General features: G+C 59.0%; 19 protein-coding genes and 1 pseudogene. 17 read left to right on the forward strand and 3 right to left on the reverse strand.

The features are described from left to right. Nucleotides 1-128: 128 nt before the first annotated feature. The 8 genes from ACP7B1_RS22290 to ACP7B1_RS22325 all read left to right on the forward strand — a co-directional run bounded on the left by ACP7B1_RS22290 (nt 129) and on the right by ACP7B1_RS22325 (nt 8913). Entirely contained in the window at nt 129-1073 is a 945-nt protein-coding gene (locus ACP7B1_RS22290) for an ABC transporter permease (protein WP_223614684.1), read from the forward strand. Beyond that, nucleotides 1070-1888 (forward strand): ABC transporter permease, encoded by an 819-nt coding sequence (locus tag ACP7B1_RS22295; RefSeq protein ID WP_223614683.1) that lies wholly within the window; start codon nt 1070-1072, stop codon nt 1886-1888. Before ACP7B1_RS22290 ends, ACP7B1_RS22295 begins: the two co-directional genes overlap by 4 nt. After that, on the forward strand, nt 1885-3516 hold the full coding sequence (locus ACP7B1_RS22300; protein ID WP_426137261.1) for an ABC transporter ATP-binding protein: 1632 nt from the start codon (nt 1885-1887) through the stop codon (nt 3514-3516). Before ACP7B1_RS22295 ends, ACP7B1_RS22300 begins: the two co-directional genes overlap by 4 nt. Before the next feature lie 22 nt (nt 3517-3538). Beyond that, on the forward strand, nt 3539-5083 hold the full coding sequence (locus ACP7B1_RS22305) for an ABC transporter substrate-binding protein (RefSeq protein ID WP_346305841.1): 1545 nt from the start codon (nt 3539-3541) through the stop codon (nt 5081-5083). Between the two features lie 60 nt (nt 5084-5143). After that, nucleotides 5144-6592 carry a M20 family metallopeptidase gene (locus ACP7B1_RS22310; protein WP_346305840.1) on the forward strand — a complete coding sequence of 483 codons (1449 nt, stop codon included), beginning with the start codon at nt 5144-5146 and terminating at the stop codon, nt 6590-6592. A 184-nt stretch (nt 6593-6776) separates the two neighbouring features. After that, a complete protein-coding gene (locus ACP7B1_RS22315) occupies nt 6777-7406 on the forward strand; it encodes a DedA family protein (RefSeq protein WP_426137262.1) in 630 nt (209 codons plus the stop codon). Between the two features lie 66 nt (nt 7407-7472). Further along, on the forward strand, nt 7473-8135 hold the full coding sequence (locus ACP7B1_RS22320) for a GntR family transcriptional regulator (RefSeq protein WP_346307159.1): 663 nt from the start codon (nt 7473-7475) through the stop codon (nt 8133-8135). Nucleotides 8136-8223: 88 nt separating this feature from the next. After that, nucleotides 8224-8913 (forward strand): nitroreductase family protein, encoded by a 690-nt coding sequence (locus ACP7B1_RS22325; protein WP_346307160.1) that lies wholly within the window; start codon nt 8224-8226, stop codon nt 8911-8913. 16 nt (nt 8914-8929) lie between these two features. On the opposite strand, the gene ACP7B1_RS22330 is transcribed toward ACP7B1_RS22325, so the two are convergent. After that, the gene (locus ACP7B1_RS22330; protein WP_223614676.1) at nt 8930-9196 is read right to left on the reverse strand and encodes a HigA family addiction module antitoxin; all 267 of its coding nucleotides are present in this window, start codon (nt 9194-9196) and stop codon (nt 8930-8932) included. Nucleotides 9197-9455: 259 nt separating this feature from the next. Here ACP7B1_RS22330 and ACP7B1_RS22335 point away from each other — a divergent pair, with 259 nt between their 5' ends. The 7 genes and pseudogenes from ACP7B1_RS22335 to ACP7B1_RS22365 all read left to right on the forward strand — a co-directional run bounded on the left by ACP7B1_RS22335 (nt 9456) and on the right by ACP7B1_RS22365 (nt 18775). After that, a complete protein-coding gene (locus ACP7B1_RS22335; protein ID WP_223614675.1) occupies nt 9456-10178 on the forward strand; it encodes a FadR/GntR family transcriptional regulator in 723 nt (240 codons plus the stop codon). Nucleotides 10179-10286: 108 nt separating this feature from the next. Next, nucleotides 10287-11791: pseudogene (locus ACP7B1_RS22340) on the forward strand (ABC transporter substrate-binding protein). A gap of 71 nt (nt 11792-11862) precedes the next feature. Continuing rightward, entirely contained in the window at nt 11863-12810 is a 948-nt protein-coding gene (locus tag ACP7B1_RS22345; protein ID WP_223614673.1) for an ABC transporter permease, read from the forward strand. A 14-nt stretch (nt 12811-12824) separates the two neighbouring features. Then, nucleotides 12825-13682, forward strand: coding sequence for an ABC transporter permease (locus ACP7B1_RS22350; protein WP_426137263.1), 858 nt, complete (start codon nt 12825-12827; stop codon nt 13680-13682). 19 nt (nt 13683-13701) lie between these two features. Continuing rightward, the gene (locus tag ACP7B1_RS22355) at nt 13702-15483 is read left to right on the forward strand and encodes a gamma-glutamyltransferase family protein (protein WP_346306339.1); all 1782 of its coding nucleotides are present in this window, start codon (nt 13702-13704) and stop codon (nt 15481-15483) included. 4 nt (nt 15484-15487) lie between these two features. Beyond that, on the forward strand, nt 15488-17344 hold the full coding sequence (locus ACP7B1_RS22360) for an ABC transporter ATP-binding protein (protein ID WP_346306338.1): 1857 nt from the start codon (nt 15488-15490) through the stop codon (nt 17342-17344). 531 nt (nt 17345-17875) lie between these two features. Beyond that, entirely contained in the window at nt 17876-18775 is a 900-nt protein-coding gene (locus ACP7B1_RS22365; protein ID WP_346306337.1) for a recombinase family protein, read from the forward strand. 96 nt (nt 18776-18871) lie between these two features. Here the strand turns inward: ACP7B1_RS22365 and ACP7B1_RS22370 are convergent, their stop codons facing one another. Beyond that, nucleotides 18872-19576, reverse strand: coding sequence for a L,D-transpeptidase (locus tag ACP7B1_RS22370; protein ID WP_223614934.1), 705 nt, complete (start codon nt 19574-19576; stop codon nt 18872-18874). 320 nt (nt 19577-19896) lie between these two features. Further along, nucleotides 19897-21264 carry a dicarboxylate/amino acid:cation symporter gene (locus ACP7B1_RS22375; protein ID WP_346306336.1) on the reverse strand — a complete coding sequence of 456 codons (1368 nt, stop codon included), beginning with the start codon at nt 21262-21264 and terminating at the stop codon, nt 19897-19899. A 314-nt stretch (nt 21265-21578) separates the two neighbouring features. On the opposite strand from ACP7B1_RS22375, the gene ACP7B1_RS22380 reads away from it, so the two are divergent. Next, complete coding sequence (locus ACP7B1_RS22380; protein ID WP_346306335.1) at nt 21579-22562, forward strand: helix-turn-helix transcriptional regulator; 984 nt, start codon at nt 21579-21581, stop codon at nt 22560-22562. 38 nt (nt 22563-22600) lie between these two features. Continuing rightward, on the forward strand, nt 22601-23890 hold the full coding sequence (locus tag ACP7B1_RS22385; protein ID WP_346306334.1) for a Hint domain-containing protein: 1290 nt from the start codon (nt 22601-22603) through the stop codon (nt 23888-23890). Nucleotides 23891-23920: the final 30 nt, after the last annotated feature.

Raw genomic sequence — 23920 nt, forward strand, 5'->3', positions numbered from 1 at the left:
TTGCATAGCACTATGACATTTACTCATAATATTGCGCATGGTTTTCACATATGCTCATAGTCCGGCGCACAATGGCCAGATGACTGCGGGGAACTTCCGCGCAGCCAAAAGAGCAGAATGGGAACCACGTGATCAAATTTATACTCGGCCGAATGCTGATGGCTGTGCCCACGATTGTCATCGTGGCAGTGGCAGTGTTCACCCTTATCCGCCTCATCCCGGGCGATCCGGCAGCTCTGATGCTTGGGGATCTTGCCGAACCGCAGCAGATCGCCGCCCTGCGTTCCACGCTGGGGCTCGACCAGAGCATTCCGGTGCAGTTCATGATCTGGGTGGGGCATTTGTTCAACGGCGACTTCGGCAAGTCCATCGTTACCGGTGAGCCCGTCCTGCACCTCGTGCTCTCACGTTTTTTCATCAGCGCGCAAATCGTTGTTCTGGCGGTTCTGATTGCAAGCGTGATCGCCGTCCCGGCAGGTGTTATCGCGGCATGGAAACAGAACAGCCTCACCGATCTGGCGCTGGTCGGCACGGCAACGGTTCTCCTGTCCATTCCCACATTCTGGCTCGGACTGCTGCTGCTGCTTTTCTTCGGGCTGAAACTCGGCTGGGTGCCGGTGCTCGGCTACGTCTCGGTGACGACAGACTGGAAGGCCGGGCTCATCTACATGGCCCTACCGGTTGCCACCCTCTTTATCCACGAGATGGGTGTGATCATCCGCATGGCCCGCGCATCCACGCTAGAAGTCCTGCGCCTTGATTACATCACCCATGCCCGTGCCAAGGGCCTGTCGGAACAGGCAGTTCTGTGGCGTCACGCCTTCAAGAACGCCTTTGGTCCGACCTGGACCATGATCGGCCTGATTCTTGGCAATCTGCTCGGCGGTATTGCCGTTATCGAAACGGTTTTCTCCATACCGGGCCTCGGCCGCCTGCTCGTCGACAGTATTTTCCAGCGCGATTATCCCGTCATTCAGGGCTGTCTCCTGCTGGTTGCGGTTGCCTATGTTCTGGTCAACCTCGTCGTGGATCTTCTCTATCCACTCTTTGATCCACGGGTGGTGGCGGAATGAAAAAGCTTACATTCAACGGGGTGATCGGTGGCACCATCATCACCCTCCTCTTTATCGTCGCGGCCATCGGCATGCTCTGGACGCCGTTCGATCCGATGAAGCTCAGTTTTTCCGCGCGTCTGGCCGCACCGAGTGCAGCGCATCTTCTCGGCACCGACGAGTTCGGACGGGATGTCCTGAGCCGGCTGATGGTCGGGGCACAGGCCAGTGTCTGGATTGGCTTTGCCACAGTCTGTTTTGCTGTGTTCTTCGGCACCCTTATCGGCCTGATCAGCGGTTATGCACGCGGCTGGGTCGACGGTGTCATCATGGCGTTCAACAATGCCCTGCTGGCCTTTCCCGGTATTCTTCTCGCCCTCGGACTGCTCGCGGTTTTCGGCGCCAACCAGTACGGCATCATCTTCGCACTTGGGATCGCCTATACCCCGTCGATGGCGCGTATCGTGCGCGGTGCCGTCCTTTCCCTGCGCGAACGGGAGTTCATCGAAGCCTCCAAGGTCATGGGCAACAGCGAAATCTATACGATTCTCCGCCACATCCTGCCCAATTGCCTGGCACCGATTACGGTTCTGGGGACATCCATGTTCGGCTGGGCGATCCTTTCGGAAAGTGCGCTGAGCTTCCTCGGCCTTGGCGTGCCGCCACCCGCACCCACCTGGGGCAACATGCTTGCCGCCGGCCGGCCGTTCATCGAACAGGCAGCCTGGCTCGGCTTCTTTCCCGGTCTTTGCATCGCGCTGACCCTTCTCGGTATCAACCTGCTTGGGGATGCCCTGCGTGACAAGCTCGATCCCCGCATGAGAGGTTTGAAATGAGCAATCAAAACGCGCTTCTCAGCGTTCGCGGGCTGACACTCGAAGTCATCCACAATGGCGGCGCCGTCGTCAAAGATGTGAGCTTCGATGTCTCCCCCGGAGAGATCGTCGGTATTGTCGGCGAATCCGGGTCGGGCAAGACACTGGCGACACGGTCGATCATCGGACTGATTGCGCCGGGCATCCGGCATGCCAGCGGCTCGATCGTCTACAAGGGTCAGGATACGCTTCAGGCCAGCGACCGCACGCTGCGGCGTTTGCGTGGCGGCGAAATCGGCGTCGTCTTTCAGGAACCGATGACCTCCCTCAATCCGTCGATGACCATTGGCCGCCAGTTGGAAGAAGGGCTCGTTCTCCACACCAAACAGACACTCGAGATGCGCCGGACCAACATCCTGCACATGCTGACCCGTGTCGGCCTGAAGGACCCGGCCGGTGCATTGACCGCCTATCCGCACGAATTTTCCGGCGGTATGCGCCAGCGCATCATGCTGGCTTCGGTCATGCTCCTGAAACCGGCGCTGCTGATTGCCGACGAGCCGACAACCGCGCTGGATGCCGTCGTGCAGCGCGATGTCATGGAGCTGATGGTCGAACTGACCAAGGAGCAAGGGACCGCCGTCCTGCTGATCAGCCACGATCTGCCGATGGTCGCCCGCTACACCCATCGTTTTGTCGTGATGGAACGGGGTGTGGTGGTCGAACAGGGGACGACGGAAGAAATCCTCTCAAGACCGAAGCATCCCTATACGCGCAAGCTGCTGTCCTCCCTGCCGTTCCGCGGTGACGTGCGTGTCATCGACACGAGCGTCAGCCCGATCGTTTCAGCGCGCGACATCGTGGTTGATTATGCCGGGCGCAAAAGCCTGTTCAAGAAAGGCATTGCCAAACGCGCCCTTCATGGCATCAGCATCGATATCCATCCCGGCGAGGTGGTGGCTTTGGTCGGCGGCTCGGGCTCGGGGAAGACCACACTCGGCCGTACCATCGCCGGACTGGTCAAGGAAACCAGCGGCGATATCCTGTTCCACGGCAAGCGCCGTGACAACGACTGGTTCAACTACCGCATGAACTGCCAGATGGTTTTTCAGGATCCCTATTCATCGCTCGACCCGCGCATGACCATCATGGCACTTGTCGAGGAAGCGTTGCGGCTTATTCCCGACCTGACGGCGGCAGAAAAAAAGCAGCGTGCTGCCGAGACACTCGAAGAGGTCGGCCTCGGCGAGGCTTTTGCCGACCGCTATCCGCACCAGCTTTCCGGCGGTCAGCGCCAGCGCGTTGCCATCGCCCGGGCGATCGCGCGCCGACCCAAATTCCTCATCGCCGACGAACCGGTATCGGCCCTGGACGTGACGGTGCGCGCGCAGGTTCTCGACCTCTTTTCAAACCTGCAGAAGCGTTATGGCTTTTCCTGCCTCTTCATCAGCCACGATCTCGGCGTCGTCGAGCAGATCGCCGACCGGGTGATCGTCATGCAGGATGGCCGGATCATCGAGCAGGGCGACCGGAACGCAATCTTTGATACCCCGAGGGAAGCCTATACGCGCAAACTGCTTTCAGCCATTCCCGCACTGGATCTCAACGACAATGGCGGCGTCAAACTCAAATGGCGGCTGGACGCCTGAACCTATGGAAAAAGAGTGGAACATGAAAAAGATACTTCTCGCAGGAACAATCCTGATGACGGCCGGCGGCCTCGCACAGGCCCGTGACATCAATGTCGCGCAAAGCTCGGATATTCGCAGCAACGTCCCCGGCGTCAACCGCGACGGCAACACCGACTCCGTCATATTTCATCTGGTCGAAGGGCTGGTGGGCTATACGGAGAACGGCGATGTGAAGCCGCTTCTCGCCCAATCCGTCAATGTGTCGGCGGACGGTCTGACCTATACATTCCCGTTGCGCGACAATGTAAAGTTCCACAATGGCGACCCGCTGACCGCCGCCGATGTCGTGTGGAACTGGAACCGCTATATGGCAGAGGACACCAAGTGGACCTGCCGCGCCGATTTCGACGGCAGCCGAACCGTCAAGGTCACCGGCATCGAGGCCGTCGACGCCCATACCGTCGCCATGAAGATAGCATCGCCTTCGGCGGTGTTCCTCGGCCTGATGGCGCGGCCGGAATGCGGCTACACCGGCATCATCAGCCCGAAGTCGGTGGCGGCCGACGGCAGTTTTGTGGCTCCCATCGGCACAGGCCCCTTCAAGTGGGGTGAATGGAAGCGCGGCGAGTATGTCCGTCTGGCAAAATTCGACCAGTATGTATCGCCGCCGAACGACGGCAAGCCGGATGGCATGGTGGGTTCCAAGCGCCCCCTGGTGGACGGCGTAAAATTCACGGCGGTTCCCGATGCGTCCACGGTCAAGGCAGGCCTGCTGTCAGGCGCGCTGGATGCGGCGGAAGTGCCCGCCGATCTCGTCTCGGAACTGAAGGACAATGGTGCGATCCAGCTGATCATGAAGCGCAACAACGGCAAGAACCTTCTCTACATCCAGACCCGCGATCCGGTGCTGAGCAAAGCAGGCGTTCGCCGCGCCATGGCGGCAGCCCTCGATCTCGACGATCTGGTCGGGGCCGTTTCCAACGGCACCGGCGCTGCGAACGCGTCCATGGTGTCGCTGGACTCGATCTATTATTCCGACGTGCAGAAGAAGCGGATTGCCACCGATCTTGAAAAGGCCAAGAAAGAGCTCGCTGAGTCCGGCTACAAGGGCGAAGTCATCAAGATCATTGCCAACAAGCGCGGCAATGTTCCAAGCTATCCCGTCGCCGTGGTTGCCCAGGCCATGATGCAGCAGGTTGGCCTCAACGTGCAGATTGAAGTTCTGGATTACGCCACCCAGGTCGACCGCCGCCGCAGCGGCAACTACCAGGTGATCTCGCAGTCGGTGACCCCGCGCCTCGATCCCGCGCTGATGTACAGTTTCTATGTCGGCAACAAGGACAAGAACGCCTCTCTCATGTGGGATAATCCCAAGGCGATCGAGCTGATGGATGCGGCCTACCGGGAAGCCGACCAAAGCAAGCGTCAGGCCATCTTCGACCAGTTTCACGAGCTGATGCTGCAGGATGTGCCGGGTATTTTTCTCTATGACCTGATGGATCTCTGGGGTGCGTCGAAGAAGGTGCACGGCACGCCCGTATGGCAGTCGAATGCACGGGTTTGGGAAGTATCGCTCGACGATTAATTCGAAGGTTTGTTTGCGGGCGTTCGTGCCCGGACATTGAACAACCAAAGGGAAGACATGATGACCACCAAGCAAACTGTTGCAGCCATTGCTGCAACTGTCGACCGGTTGCAGCCTGAATTTGCTGCAATGAGCGACGCCATCTGGGACTATGCGGAGTTGAGCTTTTCGGAACACCAGTCCGCGCAGACGCAGATTGCCATGCTGGAGAAGCACGGCTTTCGCATCGAGCGTGAGATCGCCGATATCGAAACCGCCTTCATCGGCGAGTCCGGCCATGGCAAGCCGGTCATCGCCTTTCTCGGTGAATTCGACGCCCTTGCCGGATTGAGCCAGAAGGCGGGTATTGCCGTCGAGCAACCGGAGAAATCCGGGGGCACCGGGCATGGATGCGGGCACAACCTGCTCGGCACCGGTTCGATGCTGGCCGCAGTCGCTCTGGCGAAGCATCTGGCGGAGAACAAATTGCCGGGTACCATCCGCTATTACGGCTGTCCCGGCGAAGAGGGTGGCTCGGGAAAAACATTCATGGCCCGCGCCGGTGCCTTTGACGATGTGGACACCGCGCTGACATGGCATCCTGCGCCGTTCAACGGTGTGCGCTCCACCAACAATCTGGCGGTGCTGGAGATCTACTATCGTTTCAAGGGTGTGGCCGCGCACGCTTCCAATGGCGCCCATCTCGGCCGCAGCGCGCTCGATGCGCTGGAACTGATGAATGTCGGCGTCAATTTCCTGCGTGAGCACATGCCGCAGGACTGCCGTGTTCACTACGCCATCACGGATGCCGGCGGGAAAGCCGCCAACGTGGTTCAATCCCGCACGGAAGCGCTCTATCTCGTGCGCGCGCCGGAACTGCCTGTGGCGCTTGATCTGGCGGCGCGCGTTGACCGGATCGCCAAAGGCGCAGCGATGATGACGGATACGGAGGTCGAAATCGTGTTCGACCGGGCGGCAACAAACCTTTTGCCGAACATCACCCTCGAAAGCGCGATCCACGCCAATATGGTCGATATTGGCCCGGTGCCGTTTGACGACAAGGATGTCGCCTTTGCCCAGGAAATACAGAACACGCTGACACCGGAGGCCATCAAAAGCAGCGTCCGGCTCTATCAGATCAAGAAGGACGTGTTCCTCAACGGCAAGGTTGACGGTTCCAGCCCGCTGCATCTCGGGCTGCGCGACTTTGAAGGCGAATCGCATTTCCGCGCCGGTTCGACCGACGTCGGCGACGTCAGCTGGGTCACGCCGACCGCACAGTGCTGGGCACCCGCATGGGCCATCGGTACTGCCCCGCACACCTGGCAGGTGGTGGCGCAGGGCAGGAGCCCGGCAGCGCACAAGGCTTTTGCCCATGCGGCAAAGTCCCTGGCTTCGACCGGCCTTGATCTCATTCTCAATCCCGGTCTTCTGGCCCAGGCTAAAGCGGAGTGGCTGGAAAAAACCGAAGGACGCCCCTATCAATGCCCGATTCCGGCGCATATCGGGCCGAAGATCGATCGTCCCTAGAACCCCGGCCATCCACGGCTGTTTGGCGGGGACACTCCGTGGCCTCGTGTCACCGCCAATACATTGCTCTGGAAGTTATGCTACAATTGCCGTAGAGGTTCTGGCGCAACAGGGCCTTTCACAGGCCCGTGTTGGAGGAAAGACACTACACCGCCGACCTCGGCATAAAAGATCGTGAACTTGAATGCCTGCAGCCAATATAGCCGCCGAAGCGCCCGCAACCATCGCGACACTCCTGAGCTTTGGTCTCGTTGGTTTTGGGTCTCTGGCATTGCTTGAGAAGTTCATCCCGGTCATCCCCTCCTATGTCCTCTTCATGCTTCTGGGCATGACAGTGCCCGATGGCAGCGGCCTGGGTCTGGCGATTCTGGTCACGACAATCGGCTCCGCCGCCGGGGCATTGGGCTGGTTCGCGCTGGGATGGCTGCTCGGACCGGAGCGAGCAAAGGCCATCGTCGCACGTTACGGCCGCTACGTTTTCCTCAAACCGGCCTTCTACGAGCGGTTGACCAATTCGTACCGCAGCAATCATTTCTGGGTAACCCTGACCGGACAGGTCATTCCCACCGTCCGTATTTACCTCGCGCTGCCCGCTGGCGTTCTGCGGCTGGACCCGCGGGCATTCACCCTGGCAACAGCGGTTGGCACGTTCCTGTGGAACACGCCGTTTCTCTGCCTTGGCTATGCGCTGCGCGGAACCCCCTACGACCCAATCCATGTCGGCTTCTGGGCATCCGTCGTCTTGTTCATTGCCGAGGGCTCGATCATCCTGTTTTTCAGCCTTCGCCGAAAGCGTCGCGCAGGCCAGAGTTAGAATCTGGTTCCGATGCGCTCCGGCACAGGCTCGGTACAGACAACGACATGAGGGCAACATCATACCATGCGTGACCATGCACACGCTTCCACCGTTGAAAACGTGGTCACCGCCATTACCGCGCGCGTCCGCTCAGGCAATCTGGCGCCAGGTCAGCGCCTGACGGAAGGCGAATTCACTCAACGCCTCGGTGTATCGAGGTCGACGGTCCGGGAAGCCTTTCAGCGCCTGGCTTCCGACGGTCTCCTGGCCTTCGAGCCCAATCGCGGGGTCACGGTCAGACAATTGTCGCGCAAGGGCGTGGATCAGCTGTTTCAGGTTCGCGGGGCGCTCGAGGTCCTGGCGGTTCGTCTGGCCGCTCCCGCCATCCTGGCAGAGCCGGCAAAACTCCAGACCTTGCAGATGCGGCTGGACGATGCGGTTTCCGGCGGCGACATGCAGCGATTCTCGGATCTGAACCAAGAGTTCCACGGCTTGTTCGTGACGTGCGCCAGCAATGCGCTTCTGGCGGAGACCCTTCGACGCCTCAACAACTCCATCTACTGGCTGCAGTTCCGCATGCTGGTTCACCGCCAAGAGGTGTTGAACTCCAATGCCCAGCATCAGGCATTGGTGAGCGCCATTCTTGACGGACAGGTGCAGCGCGCCGAGGCTATCATGCTCGACCATATCGAAGCGTCGCGCACACTCATACAGTCGCTGACCGACGACCATTTCACCGCTGACTAAGAATAAAGGCCAGCCTCGTACACGAAGAGGGATTGCTTCGTGAAAATTGTCTGACAATATAAGCGGACAATATGCGAGGATTTTTACGATGAGCCAAACCAAGCCAGCGGCCTACCAACCCATCCCCCTGCCTGACTATCAGGAATTGCCCGTCGACCTCATGCGCCGCAATGCGCTTGATTTCTACGGGGAAATTCGCCGTCGTCATACCGTGCGGGATTTCGATACAAGGCCAGTGCCTCGGGATATCATCGAAAGCTGCCTGCTTGCGGCGGGAACGGCACCCAATGGTGCCAATCATCAGCCATGGCATTTTGCCGTCATCGGCAATCCCGATATCAAGCGGCAGATCCGCATTGCTGCGGAAGAGGAGGAACAGGCCTTCTATGCCGGCCGCGCCGGCGAAGAATGGCTCGAAGCCCTGGCACCGCTGGGAACCGACAGCAGCAAACCATTTCTCGAAGACGCTCCCTGGCTCATCTGCATATTCGGCGAGCGAAAGAGCCGCTCTGCCGACGGGGTATTGCGCAAAAATTATTACGTGCCGGAATCGGTCAACATCGCAACCGGCTTTCTCATCGCAGCGCTGCACAAGGCCGGGTTGGCCATGCTGACCCACACACCCAATCCCATGGGGTTCCTGAACGAGATTTGCGGTCGTCCCGCACAGGACAAACCCTATATCATGATGGTTGTCGGTTATCCCCGTCCGGGCGCGACCATTCCGGCGCATGCGACGGAAAAACGGCGGCTGGAGGATATCGCAACTTTTCTATGATCCCATTCAGATCGGGCTAGGACGCCTTCTGCTGGCGATGCCATTTTGACTGCAGAATGAACCAGAGATCCGGCATGATGCCGAGCGAACGCTCTATGCGCACGGCGATGTCGAGCGTGATGGGGTGCTGACCGGCGATGATCGCGTCGATGGTTTCCACGGGAATGTCGGCGGCCCGGGCGAATCTCTCGCGTGAAAGCCCGTGCGATCCGATACAGGCCGCCAGATGCTCGCCTGGATGGACGGCCCAGTGCGGATTCCATTGATCAGTTGTGGCGCGCATTTTCGTCACCGATTCCGTTTCGCTTCGGTGAAGGATTCCTACCAGCGCCTCATGTCAGACCGATGTAAAAAACATGGCTTCAAAGTGGCAAGTTGTGAACAAAAGTTTCAGCCGCAACACGTCTGATTCCAAGGGGTTAGCCGGTACGCGTATGCCCACAATTTGAGCAGAAACATAAATGCTCAAAATAACATCTTGACGCCATCGGAAAAATACCGTCGACTGAACCAATATCACAATTGGTCCGGACCAATACCGCATGGCAAGCAACCAGTCCCAGGAAAACTCGAACTACGCGCTTGACCGGTTGCGCCGGCTTCTCGCATCCGACGAATTCGGAAAAGACGGCAAATTGCCAACCGAACGCGCACTGTCGGAATCACTCGGCGTCAGCCGCCGCTCGGTCCGGCGGGCACTGGAAGTACTGGAGGCTGAAGGCCGGATATGGCGCAGGCAGGGCCAGGGCACATTTGCCGGACGCGAACCTGATAGTTGGGGCGAGCATGTCGACACCATCATCGCCGGCACGAACTTCATGGAAATCATGGAGGTCCGTTTGCGGATAGAACCGCAGCTGGCACAGCTCGCGGCCATGCGGGCCAAGAAAACCGACATCGACCGCATGCGTGAACTGGCGCTGAAATCGCGCGAAAGCCAGGATGCCGACTCGCATGAGCTGTGGGATGGATCGCTGCATCGGCAAATTGCCCAGAGTGCCGGCAATCAGTTTTTTCTGACCATCTTCGATGTGGTCAACCGGGTGCGCCAGGATGAAGCCTGGCAGATCATCCGTGAGCGCGCGCGCAGCGGCAACAACGCCGCGGTGACATCCTATGATCACCACTCAGCCATCATTGATGCCATCGAATCCCGCGACCCGCTGAGGGCGGGCGAAGCCATGCGCCAGCACTTGCTGATGCTGCAGGAATGGCTGATCCGCCTGACATCGCTGGACGGATTCGAAACGAAACAGCCGGGATAAGTGCCGCAAGCACAGACCACCATCGCGATAAGGACCGGAAGATAACCGGCCATCAACACGGAACAAACAAGCGGATTTGACCGCTCTGATGAAAAGAGGAGAACTTCAATGCAAAAGACCAGACTTCTTGCAAGCCTGCTAGCCGGTATTCTCATTGCCGTGCCTGCGGGTGCCAGCGAATTGCGTATCGGCCTCCAGGACGATGCCGATGTCCTCGACCCGGCACAGTCGCGCACCTTCGTCGGCCGCATCGTCTATACGGCCCTGTGCGACAAACTGGTTGATGTCAGCCCGACACTTGAGATCGTGCCGCAGCTGGCGACGGATTGGAAATGGTCGGATGACGGTTCCGAACTGACCATGAACCTGCGCAAGGACGTGGTTTTCCACGACGAGACGCCATTCAATGCCGCAGCCGTCGTCGCCAACATCCAGCGCTCGCAGACATTGCCGGAATCCCGCCGCAAGAGCGAATTGTCTTCCGTGAAGAGTGTTGAGGCAACGGGCGACTATCAGGTCAAATTCACCCTCAAAAGCCCTGATGCATCCTTGCTTGCCCAGCTGTCGGATCGCAGCGGCATGATGGTTTCGCCAAAAGCCGCAGCGGAACTGGGAGCGAACCTCGGCAGCAAACCGGTCTGTTCCGGTCCTTTCAAATTCGTCGAGCGCGTGCAGCAGGACCGCATCGTGCTCGAAAAATTTCCGCACTACTGGAATGCAGCCAACGTCTTCATCGACAAGGTGACGTTCCTGCCGATCCCGGACTCGACCGTGCGTCTCGCCAACCTGCAGTCCGGCGATCTCGACATGCTGGAACGGCTCGCCGCCACGGACGCTGCGGCGGTGAAAGCGGATTCGAAGCTCACCTATGCCGATGCGATCGGTGTCGGGTATCTGGCCATGATCGCCAATGTGGGCAATGGGCCGCTCGCCGACAATCCGTTCGGCAAGGACAAGCGGTTGCGCCAGGCCTTCTCGCTCGCCATTGACCGCGAAGCCGTCAATCAGGTTGTTTATGAAGGAACGTCCGTTGCCGGCAACCAGCCCTTCCCGCCCAACAGTCCCTGGTATGACAAGGACATTCCCGTACCGACCCGGGATGTCGAAAAGGCCAAGGCCTTGATGAAAGAGGCTGGGTTTGCAACGCTCGACATAGAATTTGCAACCCCGAACAATCCGGTGACCATGCAGAGAATGCAGGTCATCCAATCGATGGTTGCGGAGGCCGGGTTTAACGTCAAACTGAAGGCAACGGAGTTCGCAACGCTCCAGTCAGAACTGCCAGCCGGAAAATTCCAGTTTGGCCATGCCGACTGGTCCGGACGTGTTGATCCGATGGCAATCTGCGTGAGTTTGTCACCTGCAAGGGTGCTATCAATGATGCCAAGTACTGCAATCCTGAAGTGGACACCCTTCTCAACGCGGCCCGCAGTTCCACGGATAACGCCGCGCGCAAGCAGAAATACGATGCGGCGGCGCGGATTCTCAATGACGATCTGCCCATCATCTATCTCGGTCATCAGGCATGGATCTGGGCCCTCAAGAAGAACGTCACTGGCTTTGTCCCCTCCCCTGACGGCATGATCCGCCTGCAGGGCGTCAGGAAGAGCTAACGAAACGGCTTGAAGCGAAGCTGCCATATTCTGCAGCTTCGCCGCCAGGCGAGCGTCAGGATTTTCAGCCCATGTATACCTACATCGGAAAGCGGCTTCTGCTGGCCATACCGACACTGATCATCATATCGATCTTTGCATTTTCGCTGCAAAAGCTGCTGCCTGGCGACCCGATCCTGGCCATGGCTGGCGAAGAACGCGATCCGCAGGTGCTGGAACTCCTGCGCGACAAGTACCGCCTGAACGACCCTGTCATCGTCCAGTATTTCTATTGGGTGGGCTCCGCCCTCAGGGGCGATTTCGGCATATCCCTGCGGACCAACCAGCCTGTCCTTTCCCTGATTGCCGAAAAGCTGCCGGTGACCATCCAGCTGGCTGTCATGGCCATGACGTTCGCCTTGGCCATCGGCGTGCCCATCGGAATAATAGCGGCGGTCAGGAAGAATACTGCGGTTGACTACATCGCCAATGTCGTCGCGCTCTCCGGCCTGTCCGTACCCAATTTCTGGATGGGCATCATGCTCATCCTGCTCGTGTCGGTGAAACTGGGCTGGCTTCCCGCATCGGGCTACGAGCCGTTCTTCAAGGACCCGCTGCGGTCGCTGCAGACAATGATCATGCCGGCCTTCGTTCTCGGCCTGGCACTGGCAGCAACCCTCATGCGTCACACCCGGTCGTCCATGCTGACGGTCCTGAGTGCCGATTACATCCGTACGGCCCGGGCCAAGGGCGTTTCCGAACGATCCGTCATTCTGCGGCACACGTTCCGCAATGCGCTTCTTCCCATCATCACCATGACCGCGCTTCTCTTTGGTGAGCTGCTGGCGGGCGCCGTGCTGACGGAACAGATCTTTACCATTCCCGGTTTCGGCAAACTGATCGTCGATGCGGTTTTCAACCGGGATTACGCGGTTGTCCAGGGCGTTGTCCTGTGCACCGGAGCAGGCTTCATCCTGATGAATCTCGTCGCCGACGTGCTCTCCATCCTGCTGAATCCAAGAATGAGGGCCACGCTATGACCATGCAGCAGACAATGCCGGCAGTGCCCCAGCAAAGCCGTTCAGGCAATCGTGCATGGAAGAAACTGAAGGCGAACAGGAGCGCCCTCGCCGGGCTTCTGATTATCAGCGTTTTCCTGGTCCTCGCTGTCACGGCACCGCTCTTGCCCATCGCGGATCCCGTCGCCACCAGCTGGTCGGCCATCCGCAAGGCTCCCTCCGCCGCGCATTGGCTGGGAACCGACGATATCGGACGGGATATTCTTTCGCGGATGATCTGGGGCGCCCGCGCTTCGCTGATGGCGGGCGTATTCTCCGTGGGCATCGCCGTTGCCGTCGGTGTGCCGCTCGGGCTGATATCCGGTTACTTCGGCGGCTGGATCGACATCATCATTTCGCGCATCACCGAGGCATTCCTTGCCATGCCGTTCCTCATCACGGCAATTGCGCTGGCCGCCTTTCTCGGACCAAGCCTTGGCAATGCGATGATCGCCATCGGGTTTTCCGCCATGCCGCTTTTCGTCCGGCTGACCCGCGGACAGGTGCTGACCGTGAAAACCGAAGACTATGTGGAAGGGGCGCGCTCCGTCGGGCTCGGGCACTACCGGATCATCACCCGCTACATCCTGCCAAACGTATTCTCACCGCTGCTTGTACAGGCGAGCCTGACCATCGCGACCGCCATCATTGCCGAGGCCAGCCTGTCCTTCCTCGGGCTTGGGCAGCAGCCCCCTGCGCCCAGCTGGGGTTCGATGCTCAATGTCGCCAAGAACTTCCTCTCCCAGGCACCCTGGATGGCCATGTGGCCGGGTGCCGCCATCTTTCTCGTTGTTATCGGTTTCAATCTTCTTGGCGACGGCCTGCGCGACGCCCTCGATCCGCGCGAAGCATAATATCTGAAAGGACAATGCAATGACCCGTTTCACCACCCGGCCCGAGATCCTTGGAACCTTTGGCGTTGTGACATCGACCCACTGGATCGCCACCGCCGTTGGCATGAGCATTCTGGAAAAGGGCGGCAATGCGTTTGATGCGGCCGTGGCGACAGGCATGGTTCTGCAGGTGGTGGAGCCACACCTGAACGGCGCGGGCGGGGACATGCCGGCAGTCTTCTACTCGAAGAAGACGAACAAGGTCGAAGTCATCTGCGCACAGGGACCGGCGCCGGCAGGCGCGACAATCGACCATTACAAGCGCGAGGGTCTGGACCTTATCCCCGGCGATGGCCTGCTGGCCACCGTCATACCCGGCGCATTCGATGGCTGGATGCTGATGCTGCGCGACTATGGCACGATGTCGGTACGGGACGTGCTGGAACCGGCGATCTACTACGCCGAGAACGGTCATCCGGTTCTGCCGCGTGTCGCCGCGACCATCAGCGGTTTGGGCGAATTCTTCCGCAAGGAATGGCCGACCTCCTTCGCCACATGGCTGCCGGGCGGCACGGCACCGGCGCCGCACTCCAATTTCAGGAACCCGGTCCTTGCAGCAACCTGGAAACGCATCATTGCCGAAGCCGAAAGCAGGAAGGAACGCGAAAGCCAGATCAAGGCAGCGCGCGATGCGTTTTATCGCGGCTTCGTTGCCGAGCATATTGCAGACTATCTGCACAGCGCCGAAGTCATGGACGCCAGCGGCAGTCGCCACAGGGGAGTCCTGACCGCCGACGATATGGCGAACTGGCGCGCAACGATCGAAGCACCGCAAACCTACGATTATCACGGCTGGACCGTTGCCAAGACAGGCCCGTGGGGCCAGGGACCCGCCCTGCTGCAATCGCTTGCGCTGCTGAAAGGCTTTGACATTGCGGCCATGGACCCAAATGGCGCTGAGTTCGTGCACACGGTGGTCGAGGCGATGAAACTCGCCTATGCGGACCGGGAGGTCTATTACGGCGATCCAAAGCATGCCGATGTGCCGATAGACCATCTCCTGTCTGATGCCTACACGGATGAACGCCGCAAGCTGATCACGGGAGAAGCCTCCCGCACGCTTCAACCCGGCAGGATACCCGGCTTTGACGCGCAGTATGACCTGACCATGCACATGTTGAAAGGCATGGGCGGCGGCGTTGTCTATGAGCCAACCATGGCGCACCTGTCGGAAAAGCGCGGGGATACGGTCCATATCGACGTGATCGACCGCGAGGGCAATCTGGTCTCCGTCACCCCGTCCGGCGGCTGGCTGCAATCCTCGCCCATCATTCCCGGTCTCGGCTTCTGTCTCAACTCGCGCGCGCAGATGTTCTGGCTGCGGGAGGGCCTGCCGACATCGCTTGCGCCCGGCAAGCGGCCCCGCACGACGCTGACCCCCACCATCGCCCTTTTCGAAGGAAGGCCGGCCATGGCCTTCGGCACCCCCGGCGGCGACCAGCAGGACCAATGGCAGCTGCCGTTCTTCCTGCGCCATATCCATCACGGCCTCAACCTGCAGGAAGCAATCGACCAGCCGCTGTTCCACACGGCGCATTTCCCAAGCTCCTTCTATCCGCGCACGAGCGAGCTTGGAAACATCACCATCGAGACCAGCATCGGAGCCGATGCGTTGAACGCACTCAAGCAGAAGGGCCACCTGATCACCCCCGCAGACCCGTGGACCGTGGGCCGCCTGACCGCCGCGAAACGCGAAGCGGACGGGCTGTTGCGCGCCGCTGCCACCCCGCGCCTGATGCAGGCCTATGCGGCAGGACGCTGACAGGATGACCGTGAACCCTGTGACGGCTCCTTCAACCAACCACTCTTCCGGAGAGACAGCCAAACCGGTGCTGTCTGTCGAAGGGCTCACCACATCCTTCCTCGTTGACGGCAGCTGGAAAAGCGTGGTGCGCGACGTGTCCTTCGAGGTCATGCCGGGTGAGACCGTCGCCATTGTCGGTGAATCCGGTTCCGGGAAAAGCGTTACATCGCTCTCCGTCATGCGTCTGCTGACAAAGGCAACCAGCCGCATCGAAGGCAATGTCGTTCTCAACGGCAAGAACCTTCTTTCACTCTCCGACCGGCAGATGCGCGATATCCGCGGCAACGATGTTGCGATGATCTTTCAGGAGCCGATGACCAGCCTCAATCCGATTTTCACCATCGGGCGGCAGATCTCGGAAGCCTTGACCTGTCACCGCGCGATGACACCGGCGGAGGCGCGGGCCGAAACGATACGCCTGCTGGAAAAGGTCCGCATTCCCAACGCCGCAGCGCGCTTCGACGAATATCCGCACCAGTTCTCCGGCGGGATGCGCCAGCGGGTCATGATTGCCATGGCGCTTGCGAGCCGCCCGAAGCTCCTCATTGCCGACGAACCGACGACGGCCCTCGATGTGACGATTCAAGGACAGATCCTCGATCTGATCAAGGTCCTGCAGGAAGAGGAAGGCATGGCTGTCCTCTTCATCACCCATGACATGGGCGTGGTTGCCGAAATCTCCGATCGCACCATTGTGATGTATCGCGGCGAAGCGGTCGAGAGCGGCCTCACCGCCGATATCTTCCATCGCGGCAAGCATCCCTATACGCGGGCGCTGCTTTCAGCCGTGCCTCGCCTCGGTTCAATGAAAGGCCAGCACTGGCCACTGCGCTTCCCCACTGTCGACATTCAAACCGGCGAGACCACCGTTCCAGCCCCGGTCGCCGATACGGTCGACAAGCGCAAAACGCCGATCCTTGAAGTCAGGAACCTGACCACCCGTTTCGATATCCGTTCAGGCTTGTTCTCGCGCAAGACCGGCGCGGTTCATGCCGTCGAGAACGTGTCATTCGACCTGTTCCAGGGCGAGACACTGTCCCTTGTTGGTGAATCCGGTTGCGGGAAATCGACCACCGGCCGGTCCATCACCCGTCTCGTGCAGCCCAACAGCGGCGAGGTGATCCTCGATGGCACCAGTGTCCTCAGCCTTGACCAGATCGCCCTGCGCACTATGCGCAAGAGCATCCAGATGATCTTTCAGGACCCCTTCGCCAGCCTCAACCCGCGCATGAGCGTTGGTGCGACCATCGCAGAGCCATTCATCGTCCATCGGCTGGGAACCCAGAAACAGGCCCGCGAGAAAGCCGTGGATCTGCTCGAGCGCGTTGGCCTGTCCGCCGACATGTTCTCCCGCTATCCGCACGAATTTTCCGGCGGGCAGCGCCAGCGCATCGCCATTGCCCGGGCACTTTCGCTCGATCCCAAAGTCATCGTTGCGGACGAGTCCGTTTCCGCGCTCGACGTTTCGATCAAGGCGCAGGTGGTCAATCTGCTCCTTGACTTGCAGCAGGATTTCAACCTGTCATTCCTGTTTATTTCGCATGACATGGCGGTCGTCGAACGGGTGAGCCACCGCGTGGCCGTCATGTATCTCGGCGAGATTGTCGAGATCGGGCCGCGCGCGGCGGTTTTCGACAATCCCCAACACGCCTATACGAAGACACTGATGAATGCCGTCCCCGTGCCTGATCCGGCGCGGCGGGCCATCAAACGCAACACCGTAATCAGTGAGTTGAAAAGTCCGGTGCGCCCGGTTGGCTACAAAGTACCGCAGCGTGATTATGTGGAAGTGACGAAAGGCCATTTTGTTCAGCGTTGAGCGGATGTCTTGCCTCGTCGCCGCTGGTCGCCATGCCGTACTGACGTCAAAATCAGTACAACGACCCGAACTGGCTCATCGATCCTTCAAGAAGACCTCTGCAGGAACTTGATTTCAGTATCGGGCGAACCTTGTCGAAAAACTGTTTGAAGACGCGTCAAACCATGAGAATATGTAGCTCAAAGCGAGTGTTGTCATGCTCTGGAATGCGCATGTTACTATAGATACGATTTGAGCGAACATCATTGTATTTATTGAATAATATTATCAAAAGTGCAGGCAAAAGAGATTTAATTTCTGCATGATGGACTGGCAGGCCGCTCCCGGCAACCTATCCAACAGGAATTATAGCAGATCCGGACCGCACGTGGATAAGTTATTTGCCTTTTCCACCCCCCTCCCCTTTCATGGTTGGCATGCCCCGGCACCGATCATGGGGGCTTCCCGGCGCTCCCATTTGCGGGATGGGAGTACCGCCCAATCCCCTCGTCTGGCATTGCAAGTTGCAGGACGGTTGCTAGGATCGCGGCCATGACCGCAGCATCCAGACCCATCCTGATTGGCTACGCCCGCGTCTCGACGGAAGAACAGGCCAATGATGCCCAGCTTTTGGAATTGAGGGCCGCGGGCTGCGGTACCATCTTCGAAGAGCATGGCTCGGGTGCATCGCGCGCCCGTCCCGTCCTGGCCCGCCTCCTGCGGGAGATCAACCGCGGTGACGTGCTCGTTGTGGTACGCCTCGACCGGCTGGCCCGGTCCGTCAGCCATCTCCTGACTGTCATCGAACAGCTGGAGGAAAAGGGTGCGCATTTCCGGTCGCTGCATGACCCCATTGATACCTCGACGCCGCAAGGCATGTTTTCCCTGCAGGTTCTCGGCGCGGTGGCCCAGCTGGAACGCGCCCTGATTTCCGAACGTACCAAGGCGGGGATCAATGCCGCCCGTGCGCGGGGCAGGCTTCCCGGCAATCCCGGCCTGCGTGAGAAGCAGCCCGAGGCATTGGCAAAGCTCGCCCAGGCCCGCAGGCGCGGCCATCTGGCGGACCTGACGGCTGGGATGTCATCCTGGCTGCCCATCGTGCGGCGCATGCGTCCCGAACACCCCTGGGACGAGGTGGCGCGCAGCCTGCGCCACCAGACCGGACAAATCTGGAATGCCGACCGCCTGCGCCGCTCGGTACGACTGCTGGTCAATGAAGGGCTTGCGGATGCACGCCTGATAGCCCCGTCCCCGCGCCGCACCCCGGAGGATCGGCTGATGATGCTGGTGACCGGCATTGCCAATGCCAACCCGGATTTGACCTTGCGCGATATCGCCGGTCAGCTTGAAGCCATGCACGAGCGGACGCCGCGCGGCGCTGCCCGCTGGGCCGCCTCATCGGTCAAGAACCTCATGGACAGAGCACGCAAGCTCGGGCTCATCCGCGCCTGAACCCCACGCGTACAGGCATGCCCATGAAAGCAATCAGGCCGGAGACGATTGGTCCCGGCCTGATATCCAAATCTGCAATGATCCCTAGTGTTTCCCCTATCCCACGACAACCGTGGCTTTGCCAGGCACGCGACTATAGAGATCGATGATATCCTGATTGATGAGACGCACGCAGCCGGATGACATGGACTTTCCGATCGACCACCATTCCGGCGAGCCATGGATGCGGTAGCCTGTATCGACACCATCCTTGTAGATGTAGAGCGCGCGTGCCCCCAGCGGATTCTGCGGTCCGGGTTCCATGCCGTTTTCGAATTTCACCAGTTCGGGCTTGCGTTGGATCATCTCGCGCGGCGGCGTCCAGCGCGGCCATTCCTTCTTGTACTGGATGTTGGCGCGACCGCTCCACAGGAACCCGGCCTTGCCGATGCCAACGCCGTAGCGGATGGCATCACCGCCCGGCTGCACCAGATAGAGGAAGCGCTCCTGCAAGCGCACGACAATTGTCCCCGGCTGCTCGCCTGTCGGATCAACTACGATCTGCCGCCGGAACTCGGCTGGAACCTTCTGATAGGGAATCGCCGGGAGCGAATACGGCCCCTCCTGCACCGCGGCGTACATGACGTCGGGAACCGTGATGGATTTATCCACGCTGATCTGTGGCCGGATACTACCGGTCGACATGGTGTCAACACTCATATCGGGAAGCTCGAATGTCTGTGAGCATCCGGATACGCCGAGAACTGCGAGGGAGCCTGCGCCCAGCAAGAGATGACGCCGGGAGATGGCGGGAGTGTGCAGACTATGGTTGACTGCCTGATTACGCTTGGACAACTCGGTACTCGCTTACAACTGTGGCAATTGCGTAAAACTCTATGGAAGTGTGGTTTACAAAGAGTGAATCACCCGCGATGTATTTTAACCATAAGGCGCGCGCACAAGGATTCAACAGGTTGACAGCTGTCAACTGATTCCAGAATCACCCCGCAACTGGCATGGTCGCGCGTACACAGCATGTGCCGCCCAATCGCCGCCCCCGAATCGGGAGGCTGTTGACAGCTGTCAACACCAAAAAGGAAAGCGCGGCATCGCTGCCGCGCTTTATCAAATTGCAGATATCCTCAGGCTGCAGCGGGCACGGCAGCCGGATCAATCACGTCAATCGTCGTCGTGCTGTCATAACGGCCCTGGTCGAGAATTCCCTGCCGCTTGGCGACGATCGTCGGAATCAGCGCCTGTCCCGCAACATTCACCGCCGTGCGGCCCATATCCAGAATCGGATCGACCGCCAGCAAAAGCCCGACACCCTGCAAAGGCAAACCCAGCGTGGAGAGCGTCAATGTCAACATGACAATCGCGCCGGTCAGCCCGGCGGTCGCCGCGGAACCGATCACCGATACAAAGGCAATCAATAGATATTCCTGAACACCCAGCGGCACGTTGTAGAATTGCGCGACGAAGATCGCGGCGATGGCCGGATAGATGGCGGCGCAGCCATCCATTTTCGTGGTCGCTCCCAGCGGCACGGCAAAGGCCGCATATTCCCGCGGCACCCCGAGATTGCCCTCCGTCACGGCTTCGGTGACCGGCAAGGTTCCAATCGATGAGCGGGAGACAAAACCAAGCTGGATCGCCGGCCAGGCGCCCGCGAAAAACCGGGCCGGATTGAGACCATTGGCCAGAAGCACGATCGGATAGACCACAAAGAGCACCAGTCCAAGACCGATGTAGACCGCAGCGGAAAACCAGCCCAATTGAGCCAGGGTTTCCCAGCCATACTGCGCCACCGCCGTGCCGAGCAGCCCGATCGTTCCGATTGGCGTCAAGCGGATCACCCACCAGAGAATCTTGCGCACCACAGCCAGCAGCGCGCGATTGAAATCAAGGAACGGCTCCGCTACCGATCCGACCCGCAGCGCCGCGACACCAACCACAATGGAGATGATGACGATCTGCAGCACGTTGAACGACAGATACGTGCTCGCCGAACCACCGGTCACTTTGGTCGACGCCTGCAGACCCAGCATGTTGGAAGGAACGAGCCCTTTCAGGAAATCGAGCCACGAGCCGGTCGACGACGGAACGGAGGCGGCAGAGGCAAGGACGCTGGAATTGATTCCGGGCTGGATAACAAGCCCAAGCGCAATGCCGATCACCACCGACACGAGCGCCGTAATGGCGAACCACAGTAGTGTCTGCCAGACAAGAGCGGCTGCATTGTTGAGGGCGCGCAGGTTGCTGATGCTCGCCACGATCGCGGTGAAAATCAGCGCCGGAACCAGCGCCCGCAGGAGTTGCACGAAGATTGATCCGACGGTCTGCAGCGTTACGCTGAGCCAATTCGGATTGCCTGCGGCATCGGGGCCAAGATTACGGGCGACGAGGCCGAGCAGGAGCCCGATGATCATCGCGACAATAACCTGAAAACCAAATGAACGGTAAAAGGGCTTTGGACCGGCCGGTATAGGACCAGAAGATGGCTTGCTCATTTCAACTATCTCGCTAAGGGGAACACAAGGAATTGGGTCGCCTCGGCGACTCCTGTAAAGGGCGCCAACCTATCATCAATCAAAGACCCCGCAGAACAATCAGTTCCTGAATTCAGATGTTCTTCAACTGTTTCTTTCCAGAAACAGCGCGATTCATGGTAAATAATTCCCTTGTACTAAAGTCGCATTTACGCGGCAGCGATCCCTAGCTAACAATACAACCTCAAATTACGTACGAAATATATTCTATTTAAAATTGTATTTTTTCTGGCGCATCGATTTCAATCACCATCTGTTTTTCAAGGATTGAAGCAATGTTCGATACAATTCGGAATAGCAATCCTGCTCGCGACCGCCGGTCCCATCCTCTGGTACAAATGCTCGCCACGGGGACACCCGTTGCCCAGAGACCCGCAATATTTCCTCGTTTACCCCTGGACGAGATCTACCGCCTCAATGAGACACAGATCCTGAAAGGTTCGACCTCCCATCCGATGGAAATCGTTTCCGACGGAAAGGCAGACCACCTCCTTTATATCTTTGTGCTCAGCGGTGTCATCGAATGCGGCAACACCAGATCGCGCCTCGCATTGCACATCCCGGACGGTTGCTCCGGAGCCGTCATCAACGACCCAGCCACGTCGCTCAAACTGACCAAGGGTTGTCGCTGGCTCGCATTCCAGATTCCACTCTCCCTGTTGCGCAATCAGTTTGGCCTGTGGTCAGGACAATTTTGCTTTCATGAGCCCCGGTTTGCGGCTGTCGCCGATTTCCGCAGGCACGCCGTGTCCAGCCTGTACCGCACGATCAATCTTCTGCTTTTCAGGAAAGGGGAGGGGGAGACGCCGCCGCTGGTCATGAGTTATGAGCAATTGCTGATCGCGCAACTCTACGCGTCAGCGCCGCACAATCTTTGCCATGGCGATCGTTCCAGACGGCAACCATGCCCAAGACAGCTCCGCCGTGCCGAGGAATTCATCCGCAACAATCTCTACGTTCCGGTAACGGTCGATCATATCGCGGGTGCCGCAGGGTGCAGTACGCGAACACTGCAGCGAATATTCCGGCATTTCCGTGACGCAACGCCGATCCAAATTCTGTCGCATTACCGCATCGCAGAAGCGCATGACCTGATCAAGATGGGCAAGGCGAGAACCGTCACTGATGTCGCAAGCAGTCTGCAGTTTTCAAACCCGGCGCGCTTCGCCGCCACCTATCGCGAAATTTACGGACAGAAGCCGTCCATCGACCTCCGTGCTCATCTCCGCGCCGGAGCGGAAAGAGCCACGCCCGTTTGATTTTCATCACCAGTCCATTTTCAGAAGGAAACAGAAGCATGGTCAACCAACCGACGCCTATTCCATTACCCGACTGGCTGATACCAGTCGCGGATCATCACTATGCTATTGACGGCGGCAATCGAACGCTGGACAGCCATATCGTGGACATCAAGGCACTTGCCAACGCAAGAATTGACCTCGTCGACGGCGCCCATCTGACGGTGAACCCGGCCGAACTTGATATAAAAGCGCTCGGACACATCACCTATGGAGTAGGAAAAAGCAGTACACTCACCCTTAGCGCGCCGCCTGCCGGCGTTAACATTGCGAACTCGACGACCATCGATTTTGGCTATTCAGACGGCACTGGCACATTCGAATACCAGCCCGGCAACCTCGGTATCAACGTGGGCGGCCCCATCGAGATCATCAATCTTCACGGAGGAGACAAGATCAAAGTGGATGGCGCAACCTCCGCCGAACTGAAGGGTGACACACTTCTCTTCAAGACGGGAAAGACCACCGAGCCTGCGCCTGCGCAAAAAACCGGCCTTCTGTCAAAGGTTGTAAAGACGGTTACAACGGCAGTCAAAGATGTCACTGACACAGTTGGAACGGTGCTCGGTGCGGGCGCAAAGTTCACAATCGATCCCGCTGCCATATTCGACTTTGCCCGGGTGGATAATGACGGTCAGATCACTATCACAACACCCTGTTTTGTCGTGGGTACGCTGATCTCCACACCGGCAGGGGAGATCGCCGTCGAGAGGCTCAGGATCGGCAATCTTGTCTATACGATGAACGGTGAAGCCGTACCCATCATCTGGATCGGAAGCCGCAGGATCGATCCCAGAACCATCGACAAGCTGCGCGATCATGCGCCTGTCCGCATCCGTCCGGGCGCGCTCGATCATGGGTCGCCGAACCGCGACCTCTATGTGTCGCCGGATCATTGCCTGTTTCTGAATGGGTCACTCGTCCCGGCAAAGCTCCTCATCAACGGCACTTCCATCACGCAGGACGCAACACTCGAACCATTCATTTATTACCATATTGAATTGGAGCAGCATGGCGTGCTGATCGCGGAAGGTGCCTATGCGGAAAGCTACCTCGATCTTGGCAACCGGGTCACGTTCCTGGAACCTGGAACCCTCATGTTCACATCACCGGAACGTCCGGTAAATTCGTCTCACTGCTATCCTCCAGTCTATTGCGGCCCGATCCTCGACGGGATCAGAGAAGAACTCGACCAGCGCGCACAAGCACTGGGCTACTGCTTCGGCAAGAAACCGGAACTTGCTGAAGACATATCCAATATATTTCCTTTTTACAAACGAATACAATAAGATAGGGCTAATCTTCCCGCGCGGACGGGC

This window comes from Phyllobacterium sp. SL163 (assembly GCF_049896885.1).
Lineage (GTDB): Bacteria > Pseudomonadota > Alphaproteobacteria > Rhizobiales > Rhizobiaceae > Phyllobacterium > Phyllobacterium calauticae.